Annotated in this window: 11 protein-coding genes; 4 read left to right on the forward strand and 7 right to left on the reverse strand. The window is 54.6% G+C overall.

What is annotated here, in order from left to right; all coding sequences use genetic code 11:
• Positions 1 to 370 precede the first annotated feature (370 nt).
• Positions 371 to 1,093, reverse strand: coding sequence for a VTT domain-containing protein (locus OZX64_RS00775; protein ID WP_277173088.1), 723 nt, complete (start codon positions 1,091 to 1,093; stop codon positions 371 to 373).
• 786 nt (positions 1,094 to 1,879) lie between these two features.
• On the opposite strand from OZX64_RS00775, the gene OZX64_RS00780 reads away from it, so the two are divergent.
• The 3 genes from OZX64_RS00780 to xylA all read left to right on the forward strand — a co-directional run bounded on the left by OZX64_RS00780 (position 1,880) and on the right by xylA (position 6,512).
• On the forward strand, positions 1,880 to 4,192 hold the full coding sequence (locus tag OZX64_RS00780) for a glycosyl hydrolase family 65 protein (RefSeq protein ID WP_277173090.1): 2,313 nt from the start codon (positions 1,880 to 1,882) through the stop codon (positions 4,190 to 4,192).
• A 183-nt stretch (positions 4,193 to 4,375) separates the two neighbouring features.
• Entirely contained in the window at positions 4,376 to 4,840 is a 465-nt protein-coding gene (locus OZX64_RS00785; RefSeq protein WP_277173092.1) for a hypothetical protein, read from the forward strand.
• 328 nt (positions 4,841 to 5,168) lie between these two features.
• Positions 5,169 to 6,512, forward strand: a complete 1,344-nt coding sequence (xylA, locus tag OZX64_RS00790; RefSeq protein ID WP_277156720.1) for a xylose isomerase — start codon at positions 5,169 to 5,171, stop codon at positions 6,510 to 6,512.
• Positions 6,513 to 6,648: 136 nt separating this feature from the next.
• Here xylA and OZX64_RS00795 read toward each other — a convergent pair whose 3' ends face one another.
• From OZX64_RS00795 to OZX64_RS00820, 6 genes are all read right to left on the reverse strand, one after another.
• Entirely contained in the window at positions 6,649 to 6,927 is a 279-nt protein-coding gene (locus tag OZX64_RS00795; RefSeq protein WP_277173095.1) for a hypothetical protein, read from the reverse strand.
• 88 nt (positions 6,928 to 7,015) lie between these two features.
• On the reverse strand, positions 7,016 to 7,786 hold the full coding sequence (locus OZX64_RS00800; protein ID WP_277173097.1) for a hypothetical protein: 771 nt from the start codon (positions 7,784 to 7,786) through the stop codon (positions 7,016 to 7,018).
• 5 nt (positions 7,787 to 7,791) lie between these two features.
• On the reverse strand, positions 7,792 to 8,433 hold the full coding sequence (locus OZX64_RS00805) for a hypothetical protein (protein ID WP_277173099.1): 642 nt from the start codon (positions 8,431 to 8,433) through the stop codon (positions 7,792 to 7,794).
• Between the two features lie 49 nt (positions 8,434 to 8,482).
• Entirely contained in the window at positions 8,483 to 9,052 is a 570-nt protein-coding gene (locus tag OZX64_RS00810) for a hypothetical protein (protein WP_277173101.1), read from the reverse strand.
• A gap of 29 nt (positions 9,053 to 9,081) precedes the next feature.
• Positions 9,082 to 10,527 carry a hypothetical protein gene (locus OZX64_RS00815; RefSeq protein WP_277173103.1) on the reverse strand — a complete coding sequence of 482 codons (1,446 nt, stop codon included), beginning with the start codon at positions 10,525 to 10,527 and terminating at the stop codon, positions 9,082 to 9,084.
• Between the two features lie 47 nt (positions 10,528 to 10,574).
• Positions 10,575 to 12,773 (reverse strand): glycoside hydrolase domain-containing protein, encoded by a 2,199-nt coding sequence (locus OZX64_RS00820; RefSeq protein ID WP_277173105.1) that lies wholly within the window; start codon positions 12,771 to 12,773, stop codon positions 10,575 to 10,577.
• 101 nt (positions 12,774 to 12,874) lie between these two features.
• Between OZX64_RS00820 and OZX64_RS00825 the strand changes: the two genes are divergently transcribed.
• Positions 12,875 to 13,123 carry a helix-turn-helix transcriptional regulator gene (locus OZX64_RS00825; protein ID WP_277173107.1) on the forward strand — a complete coding sequence of 83 codons (249 nt, stop codon included), beginning with the start codon at positions 12,875 to 12,877 and terminating at the stop codon, positions 13,121 to 13,123.
• Positions 13,124 to 13,490: the final 367 nt, after the last annotated feature.

Raw genomic sequence — 13,490 nt, forward strand, 5'->3', positions numbered from 1 at the left:
AGGTTTCGGGCGAGGTGTCGGACGGGGTGCCGTGCGGTCGGAGGTGTCGGACGGGGTGCCGTGCGGTCGGAGGTTTCGGTCGGGGTGCCGGACAATGTGTCGGGTGGAGACTTCGGGCGAGGTGCTGGGCGGTCGGAGGTTTCGGACGAGGTGCCGGTCGGAGGTTTCGGACGAGGTGCCGGTCGGAGGTGTCGGTCGGAGGTTTCGGACGAGGTGCCGGTCGGAGGTGTCGGTCGGAGGTGTCGGACAAGGTGTCGGGTGGAGACTTCGGGCGAGAGGCTGGGCGGTTGGAGGTTTCGGACAAGGTGCCGGGTGGTCGGAGGTTTCGGGCGAGGTGCCGGGTGGTCGGAGACTTCGGACAAGGTGTCGGTCAGTCGGAGGTTTTGTCCTCTTCGAGTATGGCGGACGAAGTGTTCGCGCCCTCGCCGTCGTCCTTTTTCTTGCCGAACTTGGCCTTGGCGAGTCCGATGACCGTAGGCAAAACCGAAATAACGAGAATGGCGATGATGACCAGCTCGAAGTTGTTCTGGACGATGGGAATGCCGCCGAAGAAGTAACCGAGCAAGGTAAACAATGTCGACCATGTCAGCCCGCCAAGCATCGAGAACGGTGTGAAGCGGTGCCAGCGCATGCCCGAAAGGCCAGAAATGAACGGCATGAACGTGCGGATGAACGGGAAGAAACGGCCAAGGAAGACCGCGAGCGGGCCCCACTTGTCGATCATGGCTTCGGTTTTGGCAAGGCGCTGTGGCGTCATGACCTTGACTTTCCCGCTTTCGATGATCTTGCGTCCAAAGAAGCGACCGATGAAATAATTGCATTGATCGCCTGTAATCGGGGCAATCCAGACCACAGGTAACAACGCAATCAAAGGGAGCGCGGATTTGCCGGTCACGGCGTCCGGGGCGGCGAAGAACCCTGCCGCGAAAAGCAGGGAGTCGCCTGGAAGAAACGGGAAGAAGACCACGCCGGTTTCGATGAAGACGATAAGGAAGATGAAGCCAAGCGTCGGCGCCACCCCCATTGAGATCCAGCCGGCGATGATGGTTCGAGGGTCTTTCAGAAGCTCAATGAGGAAGTGAATGAAACCCATGATTGTGCGCAATCCCGTCTGTTGTCCTTATGTATGCTGCCGCAGTGCCGTTGTCGTCTTGGCATGGTCTGCACGATTCAACGTTACCAGCAGCGGTATCGCCGATTTTCCGATTCGTCGAAGCGTTCGGTGAACCTGCACAACCGTAAGCTTTGGTTGCGGTGCGGGCGGAGGCACAAAGAGACTGATCCTTCAGGTGGTTGAGCAAGCTTGACGACCGAGTTGGGTGCGGGCGGAGGCACAAAGAGACTGATCCTTCAGGGGACGTGCTTCTTCTTTGGCTCATGGGCCGCCAATCCGCGCTGCCTGATAGCTGGTAGCTGCCTGATAGTTGGTAAAGTGCATGTTTTTGTGGATGCCGTCAGAAAAGTGCACTTTAGTGCCCCCAAAGTGCGTTTTTCTGACGGTAGTGTTGCAATAGTGCGTTTTGGGGGTGTTGAGGTGCGTTTTTCTGACGGTAGTGTTGCAATAGTGCGTTTTGGGGGTGCTAAAGTGCATTTCTTTGACGCTAGTGTCGGAATAATGCGCCTCTTGGTAATGGTCGGAATGTTGGTGAGACGTGATGGCGGCATCCCAATTCCCCAAAAGCCTTTCTGTTAACGCTCCCAGGGTGTTTCTTGAGTCCGCAATATTACTGGGTTCGGGGTATGCTTGCCAGCAGTGAATGATGCGAGGTCTGCCCAAACAATGATGAGATTGCAGGCGTTTAGATGCGGAGAAGCTGCCAGCCCAAGGGCAATGTCATCAGACGACATCCCGCAGATGGCATGATGTTGGAGGAAAGCGTTGGACAGTAACGAGATCCGGAAACTGGATTTGCAAGGCGACCCGCTTGACGCTCGCCGTTATCCCATCGACCCATGGAAATTCACGGAATATGGCGAGCCGAGTGCCGAAAGCGCGACGCTGTTTTCCCTTTCCAACGGCACTATCGGCGTGCGCGGTGAGGCCAATGCGCCGCGAAATCTTGGCTCGGGTACGTTCCTGAGCGGGTTCCATGAGACGTTTGCCATCCGCCACGCCGAGGAGGCCTACGGTTTCGCGCGCGTGGGTCAGGTCGTGCAAGGTGTGCCCGACACAGTCGATTTCAAGTTCTCCGTTGACGGCAAGGAGCTCGGCCGCGCGCAGCAGGTTTCGCAGAGCCTCGATTTCAAGGATGGCACCGCGACGCGTTCCTATATATACGACATCGGCAATGGCGCGAGCCTCGAAGTCGATATCGTCACCATGGTCTGCCTGTTCCGTGCCGACCTTATGGCCACGGCTCTGACGTTCAAAGCTCACGGATGTGCGCTGAACGTTCATGTCGAAGGCAAAATGAACACCGATCAGCCGGTGGTGTCGCGCGATGTCGACCCGCGCAAGGCCGATTTGATCGCCGACGGCGGCCTGCGCAAGCTTGAGGTCGACGCGATTTCGCGTGGCGTGGCCGACGAGAGCTTCGGTGCTTTCCATTGCCTGCATTCCGAGCTGACGATGGGCGTCGGCTTCTGCCAGCAGGTTGACGGCGAGATGGTCCCCGCGGTCTTCGACGTCGCTGTGCCGGACGGCGGTGAGAAGCGGGTGCTGCGGTACGCCGCTTATAATACATATCGGATAAATCCTATCGGAATCGATGAAGGGTTACAGGTTGCCACCATCGAAACCCAGAATTCCGCAGAACTTATCAGGCTTTGCGCGCAAACCTTGCAATGGGCTGTCGCGCAAGGTTTTGAGGCGCTGCAGGAGCAGCAACGCGCATGGTTGGCCCGGTTCTGGCAGGAATCGGACGTCGAAGTCGATGACGGCGGTGATGGCCGTCTTCAGCAGACCCTGCATTGGGAGCTTTTCGAACTCGCGCAGGCAACGGCCACCGTTCCCAATGGCGTATCGGCCAAGGGCCTGAGCGGCACCGGCTATTCCGGCCACTATTTCTGGGACACCGAAACCTACATCGCTCCCTTCCTCATCTACACCAACCCGGCGCTGGCCCGCGACATCCTGTCCTACCGCTTCCGCATGTTGCCGGCGGCCCGCAAGCGTGCCCGCATCATGAGCGTGGAAGGCGCGCTTTTCCCGTGGCGCAGCATCAACGGCGAGGAGGCTTCGGCCTTCTTCGAGGCCGGAACCGCCCAATACCATATCGACGCGGACATCGCCTACGCCGTCTGCCAGTATGTTGCGGTGACCGGCGACCACGATTTTCTGGCGAGCGAAGGCATCGACATCCTGGTCGAGACCGCGAGGATGTGGGCGAGCCTGGGCTATATGGGCTGGGACGGCACCTTCCATATCAATACGGTCACCGGCCCAGACGAATACACCGCTTTGGTGGACGACAACTATTACACCAACGTCATGGCGCAATTCAACCTGCGCAAGGCCGCGGAGGCTTTGGAATCGCTGAGTGGCGACGAGCTCAACGCCGTGGTCCAGCGCCTTTCGGTCAAGCCCGGAGAGTCGATGCGTTGGCGTGAGATCGCCGAACTGATGAAGCTGCCGTACGACGAGAAGCTCGGCATCCATCTTCAGGACGATGACATCATGCGCCGCGAGCCGTGGGATTTCGAGCACGACACCGAGCGTCCGCTGCTCCTGCACTATCACCCGATGGTGATCTACCGCCGACGCGTCCTGAAGCAGACGGATACGGTGCTGGCGTTGTATCTGCTGTCCTCGAAGTTCGGGCTCGATGCCAAACGCCGAGATTTCGACTTCTATGATCCGCTGACCACTGGGGATTCTTCGCTTTCCGCGGCTTCCCAGTGCATTCTTGCCGCCGAGGTCGGCTATGGCGACCTGGCTATGCAGTACTTCCTGGAGTCGCTCTACGCCGACGTGGCCAACCTGCACAGCAACACGTCCGATGGCATCCATCTGGCTTCGGCCGGCGGCGTGTGGATGTCGGTGGTCGCCGGTTTCGGCGGCCTGCGCGATTCCGGCGGCGAAGAGCTTTCGATCGACCCGCACCTACCGAAAGATTGGGAGAGCCTCACCTACAGACTTACCGTCCGCGGCTCACGTCTGATCGTCAACGTCACCCACGGCGAGGTCTCGATCCATCGCCTTTCCGGCGACCCGGTGACCCTCAAAGTCAAAGGAGAGTCCCGTACGGTCTGAGGCACGTGGGTGTGATTCGTCATTGTGCGTTATGATCTTAAGCCTGAGAAGTCCGTCGGATACGAGACTTGGTCGTATTCCGTGGCATATTGGGTTTTATTGAATGTTGCATCGCCTGCTGTCTGCTGTATAGTGATTTATTATCCGATTGGTCAATTTCTATTCAGCGACGAAGGAAGTGCAATGATGAGTGACAACAGGAAAAAGCTTTTGGGTGCGGTGTCCGCTTGCGCGGCGATGCTTACGAGCATGGCGTTTGCGGGTCCGTCGCTTGCCTTTGCAGAGCAACCCGCACAGCCGATAGATGAGTCGCCGATCACGTGGCAGAGCGACGGCGAGAATTACCGGGCACAGCGGCTCTCCGATGGTTCGGTTTTCGTGAAGTTTTCGCGGTCGGGCTCCGGTGATGGCGTTTCGGGGAGTGGTTCCATGACATTCTGGGGCGCCGATTCAGCTGCAACGGCCGCCCCTTCGACGGTAAGTTGGCAGGAGGGGACTGCAGGTGAAACCACGACCACTACTCTTACCTTCGATGGTGACAAAGGGTCCGGCGGTTCTCCGAGCGCCTCCATTACGGTCGAGCGCGGCAATGATTCCGGCCTCAGCGGAAGAACGCAGCTGTTTGCCCCTGCGGACACGTTGAAGTGATAGTCGCAAGTATCGCAGGCGCAAGAACCACGGTCGTGGTTGTACGCTTGTGGCATAAGTGTTGTTGAAAACAGGCAACAGTCATAGAAAGTTTGCAATCCGTCGTTTCCAAGATTTATCGGAGCGACGGATTCGTGCTTTCGACGGTATCGTCGCAGCAGACTCTGTCTTTTTACCGTATATAACAAGGCTTTTGGACTCATGGGAAAAATTTGACGCGAATATAATTAAATGATTTGACATAGCGAAGCAGTGTGACCTACGATACAAGTGAAACGAATTAACCAATGTCGTCTGCAACGACGGCACGTGTGCAAAGGAGCAACCTATGGGGTTGTGGGATGTTGAAAAGATTCCGTATGTCGGACACGACAAGGGAGTCAAGGAAGAGCTTGGTTTCCATTACTATGACGCCGACCGCGTGGTCGCCGGCAAGAAGATGAAGGACTGGCTGCGCTTCGCCGTGGCTTGGTGGCACACCTTCGATCAGCAGCTCGTCGACCCGTTCGGCGACGGCACCGCCCATCGTCCTTATTACAAGTACAGCGATCCGATGGATCAGTCGCTTGCCAAGGTCGATTACGCCTTCGAGCTCTTCGAAAAGCTTGGCGTAGAGTACTTCGCTTTCCATGATCGTGACTTGGCACCGGAAGGTGACACCCTGCGCGAGACCAACGCCAACCTCGATCGTGTCGTTGACAAGATCGAAGAGAACATGAAGGCCACCGGCATCAAGCTGCTGTGGAACACCTCATCGCTCTTCACCAACCCGCGCTTCGTCGACGGCGCTTCGACTTCGCCGTTCGCCGACATTTTCGCTTATTCGGGTGCTCAGCTCAAGCACAGCCTCGAGATTGGCAAGCGCCTCGGCGCCGAGAACTACGTCTTCTGGGGCGGCCGTGAAGGCTACGAAAACCTCTGGAACACCGACATGGCCCGTGAAAAGGACCACATGGCCAAGTTCTTCCATATGTGCGTGGACTACGCCAAGGAAATCGGCATGAACGCTCAGTTCCTGATCGAGCCGAAGGCCAAGGAGCCCTGCAGCCTGCAGTATGACTTCGATGCCTCCACCGCCATCTCGTTCCTGCAGAAGTACGACCTGATGGGCACCTTCAAGCTGAACCTCGAAGGCAACCACGCCAACCTCGCCACCCACACCTATCAGCACGAGATCCGCATCGCGCGCGACGCCGGTGAGCTCGGCTCGCTCGACGCCAACCAGGGCGACAAGCTCATCGGCTGGGATATGGACGAGTTCCCGACCGACCTCTACGAGACCACCGCAGTGATGTGGGAGGTCCTCGCCGAAGGCCAGATCGGCCCCCACGGCGGCCTGAACTTCGACGCCAAGCCGCGTCGTAGCTCCTTTGAGGCCATCGACCTCTTCCGTACCCACATCGCGGGCATGGATTCCTTCGCTGCGGGCCTGCTGATCGCCGCGAAGATGCATGAGGACAAGTACATCGAGGATCTCGTCTCCCAGCGTTACAGCTCCTTCGACTCCGGCATCGGCAAGAGCGTCGAAGACGGCAGCGCCACGCTGGCCACGCTCGAGGACTATGCGATCGACAAGCCGCAGAGCGAGCTCGTCGCCTCCACGCACTCCGATCACCTCGAGAGCGTCAAGGCCACGATCAACAACTATATGATCGAAGCCCTGAGCGAGTGATACGAGTACGCTCGTAATCTCTTTCTTCCTTGACGTTTGGCCGGTCACCTCAATCGGGTGATCGGCCAAACGTGTATGAGCAAGATTCTTAACCGAAAACGAACAAGACCGCGCAAACCGATACGGGCTTATTGTTCTACGCGTTGATGCCGTCGTAGTGGACGCCGAATGCAGCGGCGATGTAGCCGGGCGCGGCGGTGAGGGTGGCGCAAGTGACGGTCAGCCAGACCGGTGCACTCATTGCCGAGGTGGTGACGGTGAGTATATAGGAGATGATTCCAAGAACCATGCACAGGATATATACGGTTGTGCGGGTTCTTTTGCTGAAGGTCGGTTTGAAATCTTTATCTTCGTTCTCGTTTCTATCGTGAGTGGAGTTTGTATCTGTGTTGATGTCAATGTCGTTCATTGCCATAATTGATAACCTTTCAGTTATTATTGTAACCAAAAAACGACAATCATGCAAATGTGATTCTGCTCATGGGAAAGGTGTTATGTGAAGGTTACCGATGTCTTCTCCGGCGGCGGGCGATGATGATCACGCTTGAAACGAGTATGAGCAGTGCCGCGGCGGAGATGATGGCGATTGCGGTGATGCCGAAGGGAGATTTCTGTGCGGAGAAAGCGGTCGGCGCGGCCGGTGTTGTGGGTGCCTTGAGATTGACTTTGACGAGTGCCCCGTAGCTGGAATGGTGCTTCTTGCGCTCTGGTGCTCGGCCTTGACCGTACCCTCCTGCGGCGAAGAGAACATATAAGCTAGTCCCCTGATGGTCGATATAGAGGTCTTGGATATCGGGGAATGATGTCAATATGCTGTGGGGTATATTGAGTTCTTGGCTACGCTGTCTTCCGCTTTTAATGTAATACATTGTGAGAGTGGATGGGGAACCGTCTTCATCGTTCATCGCATTAAATGTGTATAGGGTCGTTCTGTCATCAGATAGAGTTGCGCTGACCGTGTGGGTGTTTTCCCTGGTGACGGGTGTAAAAGGCTTCGAATTGTTGATGCCGATGACCTCGATGGTTTTGTTGGTGCCGATGAGCAGGCCGGGAGCGTCTTTGGCTGCGCTGAAGATATAGTTGCTGGTGCCTTTGTAGGTTTTAAAGATAATATGGGACTTTCCGGTGTTGGTGTCAAGAACCATGATTGTTTTCTGTCCTGGATTTTTGAAATAGAGCTTTTTGCTGTGGTCCCCTGAGGCGAATGGAGCAAGGGCTATCTCGGAGATACTGGTCATGACGCCTGTTTTGGTGTTGATGGAGACGAGTGTCATGTTCTTCAGATTTGTATGATCGCTTCCCCCTGAACGATGATGTACCACTTTGACCCGTCAGGGGAGAGCAAGCATGACGCCACGGGAGTGAACTCTTCGGCGCTTCGTATGGGCATGGAAAGAATTTGTTGATGGGTTCCGCTGTCGGTAGTCACTAGTTGCCATGTTGCCGGTGAGGCTGCGGTGTCCGGCTTTGTCAATGACAGTAGCCGTGTGCCGTTGTTTGATAGCGCGTATATCCCACTTATCGCCGGAATCCGGTTGGTGTGCATATCGGTGGTATGAATCGCGTATAGGTTGTCTTTGTCTCGGTTGTACAGCACTGTGCCATCGGGTGAAAGTGTCATATTGCCGCCCAGGGTCTGTGTGGATTCTCCCTTAATGTGGCTAATTCCGGAAACCGACATGGTGCTCAGCGCGATGTTGCATGTCGTTCCGTTTCTGGTTGAAAGGTAAAAATGGTCACCTTGTGGTGCCATCTGAGATTCTGCTACGGTGTCGTCTATACAAGATGCGTCATCAGCGACGATTGAAGCTGAAGAAGACGTTTCTTGTGTTGTTGCTTCGGCAATAGTCGGCAACAGGGCCATCGCCATCGCAATGATGACGGTAACGGCCCTGTATGCCATGCTACTGATTCGATTCATGTAAGAACAGGATAGTCCTGCAATGGTGTCGAAGTAGGTTGGTGGTCTCCTACGTGAGCATGTGCTGTGCGGGCATGCATCCGTATTCAAAGCCGAATTCCAGGTACCCTGCTGGCACGGGTGTACCGTCAGGATCAAACTGGTGCCATGTGTCGTTTTCTGATGAACGCCAGTAGTCGCATTCAATGTACAGCGGGTAGCGTTTCCCGGCAATGTTCCCGTCTGTTGGAAGCGCCACTTGGGTGCCCTTGGGCAAAGTGCGTGTTTGAATGTCGTTTTTGGTGTTGCTTGGACGCCAGTATGCGGTGTGGCGCAACGTGAAAATAGAATGTTCCGTTGGTAGGGCGAAAGGTCCTTTGTCGGGAGTTTTTTGCGCCGGGATCAGTTCGTGTCCGCTTGCGTTCCGGTTAAAGAAATTATCCTGTTTCCCGTGCCAGGGCTCGTATGGGTCGTTGATTGCTCCGGTGACGTTCTGGTTTTTGTACCAGCCGTGCGCGAGGTTTCCTTTTTTGTCGCTCACGTAGGCTTCCATCACATTTGGGCCGCTCAATCGCGCAATGTAGCTTTCGCGTGGATTGATGGCAGCAATGGTGGTCGCCGAAAAACGACGATCGTGCAAATGATAATCACAATTACGTTGGATCAGAGTTACTGGTGATGTTTCTGGTGGCGAGGTGGCCGATGGCTTGTTTGATAGACAATGGCTATCATGATTATCGCAGCAATAACAAGAGTCGTAATGATGAGGATGGACGACATTTTTATGTTTGGTTGGCTCATATTTGACGCTGCGACTGTTTTTGCCTTGTCTTTTTTCCCAAGGTTGATTTTCTGTAAGGATGCGCAGGCTGGTGGGCCGGATTCGCCCTGCGGATCCAATTGTGTTTTTCCGTAGCAATTGCTGCTCAGTACAAGATAGACTGTAGTGTTCCGTTGGTTAACGTAAAATCCCACGAGTGTGCGGAACCATTTCTGCGTTGTGCTGGATAGATTTAATGGCCGGATAAGAGAGGTGTCGTATCCGGTGAGGCTATCTGTCTGTAGAGTCTCCCACTGTGGGCTTTCGTTTTCCTTGACGGTTAGAGTGTACGCGGTCTTACCATTGTCGGAGAGAAAAGGGCCATAGCTTTTAAGATCTTTATTATCTGGTGCTCTATCCAGTAATTTACGGTTCGAGTTCGTGTTGATGATAACCGGTCCGTTGCTGGTTGCAATGCTAATTTCCGGTGCATGTCGTGCAACTAGGATCGTAGAGGTATCGTTACTTAGCTTGTATGGAAGAATACTTGTCTTACCTGTCTTCATGTTGAGGACGGAAATGTTGGAAGGGTTGGTGCGGCCGACGGTATAAAGTTTTTGGCCATTGTCGCCGATGCTGAATGTGGTTGGCAACGCTGGTTTGATAATACGAGTGGTAGCTGTGGCGGTGTCTAGTGAGGCGAGCTTGCTGTCGGATACGTTTCCGGCATTGTCTTTGTTGATCAGAGCAACGTACCATCGTGTATCATCTGGGGACAAGGCATAGCCGGAAATAAGCGTAAATGGTTCCTGGCTTTGCACGGGTAATGAGGTCAGTTGCCGTCCTGTGACGGCATCAAAAGTTGTCAGGTTGACGTGTCCGGCATCGTCGATAGGTTCAAGGTCCAATAATTTGGTGCCATCGTGTGAGATTTCAAAATATTTGCCCTTGGCCGGGATGATTTTTGAAGAAAGATCCGTGGTTGAAAGTGCTATGATGCCCTGCGAGTCACCACCAGCATAGATGGTCTTGCCGTCTGGTGACAGACTTGCTGGATAAGGCTGAATGAGGAAATGATTGGTCGGATGCGCCGTGGCTATGACGCGCATGCTCGCTAAGTCTATCTTGCAGGCGGTTCCTTTGTCGTTCAAAAGATAGCCGGTTTTCTCATCCTTTGAAATGACAAAATCGATGGGTGTGGAATCTGAACACGATATATCCGTCAGGGATTGGGCTGTTCTGCTGGTGCTGGAAGCTTCCGCGGTCGTTGAGAATAAAAGTTCAGATAGCAGCAAGCAGAGCATTAGGAAGACGGCCATGAATCGTTGGCCGTCTTCCATATGATACTTTTTCATAGATTCATTTTATATTGATACTCTGTTAATGGAATATCGGTGTTCGTTTATTGGAGCAATCTGTTTTCCGGCATGCAGCCGTACTCAAATCCGAATTCCACGTATCCGACTCCTGAGTCAAATGAGCTCCATGTGTCGCCGGCGGATGAACGCCAATAGTCGCATTCGACATACAGGGGGAAATGCTCGCCGGAGATACCTGGCTCGGTCGGGATGGCGACTTGTGTGCCCTGCGGGATGGTGGACAGGGATCCGGTGGTGCCATATCGCCAAGAAGCCGGGTGCCGGAGCGTGAAAACGCGATATGCTTTGCCGTCGGGGACGGGGATGTTGATGGACGGTGCCGAAGAGACGAGCGCTGATCCGTTTGCGTTCCGGTTAAAGAAATTATCCTGTTTCCCGTGCCAGGGCTCGTATGGGTCGTTGATTGCTCCGGTGACGTTCTGGTTTTTGTACCAGCCGTGCGCGAGGTTTCCTTTTTTGTCGCTCACGTAGGCTTCCATCACATTTGGGCCGCTCAATCGCGCAATGTAGCTTTCGCGTGGATTGATGTCAGCAATGGTAGTTCCTTCGCCGTTGGAATTACTGTATAGTGGAATAATCCCATTCCATGTGTTCACGTACGCGGTAAACATGGTGGCCATATTCCCGCCATGTGGTACGCGAGGATTATCGTTGACCTTAAGGTCATTGACTGTTTGGTGTACGATTGGGACGTGTGGAACCGGCTTGCTGATTAGGTTGTGGACTGAGCTGACATTGGCGAAACCAGATGTAATGTCGTTGTCGATTTCGAGGCTGTCGCCGTTGTGAGTGATGGTGATGTCCGAGATCTGGTCGAAGGCCCAGTCGGCGGGCATCTTGTAGCCCATGTTGCCGCTGAAGCCCGAGGACATGTCTGCCACGAAGCTGCTGACGGAATATCCGGCCTTGGCGACTCGTGTGCATGCATTTCGTGGTCCGTAGATGCCGGTCCGATACGGGCTAATTGTATTATTCACTGCCTCGAAATATGGAAGGATGTTGCTGGTGACGTCGGCATTCAAGGCGTCGAAGTCAACTGCAAAGTAGATGACGCTGCCCTCGGGGATATGGAATTTGGATGCTGCCTCTGATGCCTTCTTTGCATCCGCCTTTCCTTGTGATGCAGTGAAATAGCTGAGCTTGTAGCCTTCCTCGAAGATGAGGAATACCGAGAGCCCGCCGCCGATGATGCGTTCAAGTTCCCCTTCGCGCAGTTCCTTGAAGTCTCCTCCGGTAAGGTAACGACCCACGTATTGGTATCCGTTGGCCTTAAGGGTGTCGAGATGAGCTTGGGTGATTTCGAACCGGGTGTCGCATGCGAGTCCTTTGCGGCCGGTGTCGCCGCAGCTGATGAGCAGGCTTAGCCAGGTCGCCAGGCCGGAGATGCCATCAACGGACAGGGCTACGCTTTTCTGGAACTGGCTGGTTTCGCTCTGGTAGCTGGATTTGGTGAAGTTGCCGTCGCCGTAGCCGTTGACGTACAGGCACGCCGCCAGCAGGTAGGTGAACTCCGCGATGGCTGCGCCGGTGTAGGTGCGGCCCGCATAATCGGTCTGATGGCCGGTATAGGGGATCGTCGGAACTTTGCTTCGTGTGGACGGGCCGAAGTTGCCGTTCGCCACGGAGACAGGCATGCCTTCCAGCGCCTGCAGCATATAGATTGCCGCTTTGTTGGTTGTCCGATCATAGATTCCGTCGCAAGGGATGATGCCGACGTAGGTGCCGTATCTGCCGTTCAGGTGCTGCTGAAATGTGCGGATGTGCTGGTCGGAGTTGGGCAGAATTCTGAACTGGTCCATGGAAAGCAGCGCCTTCATGAGGTCGGCACTTACGTAGGTGCCGTCTCCGGAGATGCCTGCGTCTGCTTCTAGTGAAGCTACGGCTTTTGCGGTGTTGCCGTCGTAGTGGTTGTCGAGATGCCCGTGCTGCCTGGTGTCGTAGCCCTTGCACCACAGTGCTCCTTGCAGAATCGCGAACTTGTTGCTCGTAGTGGCAACTGTTGCGGGTTTCCTGATTGGGTTGGCGTTGTACTTCTGGCGGGTCTGGTTGCCGAAATTGTCGGACGGTTCGCTGATGCCCATCTCGATCTGCAGCGCTCGCGTGAGCGCATAGATGGTGTGCCAGCCGGTATTGCCGTCCTCGGCGATTGGGTTGTATCCGTGTCGGCCCGTATAGGTCTTGTTGAGCCACTGCTGGGTGGCGAGAACCATTTTGTCTGTCATAATAACCTTCCTTGTTGTTAATGGACAGTTATTAATGTAACCAAACGGTTATGAAATGTCAAGATTGTGCTTCGAGAGAAACTTCCGGGTAGACTGAAGGCATGACTGATTATGGGGAAAGCTTCGCCTCTGCGCTTGCCGCCGAGCTGCGTGCGCAGAAGGCCAGAAAAAAGGTGAGCGACGACCAGATATCACAGGCCGTCGGGGTGCATCGCGTGTCAGTGAGTCGTTATCTCACCGGCGAGCGGCCCATTCCCATGGTCGTTTTCGCTGACATGTGCCGGTTCCTTGAGGTTTCGCCGGTAAAAGTCATAGACAATGCCGAACAACAGGCTCGTGGGGATGCCTAAGCGATAGGCCGAGTCGGCGATGTCTGCCATGGTGGGCTCCTGCATCCCGTTTCCTTCCTCGAACATTTGTTCGAATAAATATATTATACAACGAATTTTTACGGGATTTGACCATTTTGCGTTTTTCCTTGATGAGGGGCAAAACAGGAATTCTGAATCCTTGATATTTGTTTTCCGGGATTGTGTTTCACTGTGTTTGCAGAACAGCCTATACCGTGATTGTTTTTGTTGCTGATCCGGCTGGTATTGTTGCGGACAAGATAAATGGCGTCATACGGTTTTATCTGTATGACGCCATTCTGATTGATGGGGCATGAAGCTTTATCGGTTTTGATTAAACTCGCTATCCGGTTGGCCCACCCCGTGG

Origin of the sequence: Bifidobacterium sp. ESL0704 (genome assembly GCF_029392075.1) — a bacterium.
Classification (GTDB): Bacteria; Actinomycetota; Actinomycetes; order Actinomycetales; family Bifidobacteriaceae; genus Bifidobacterium.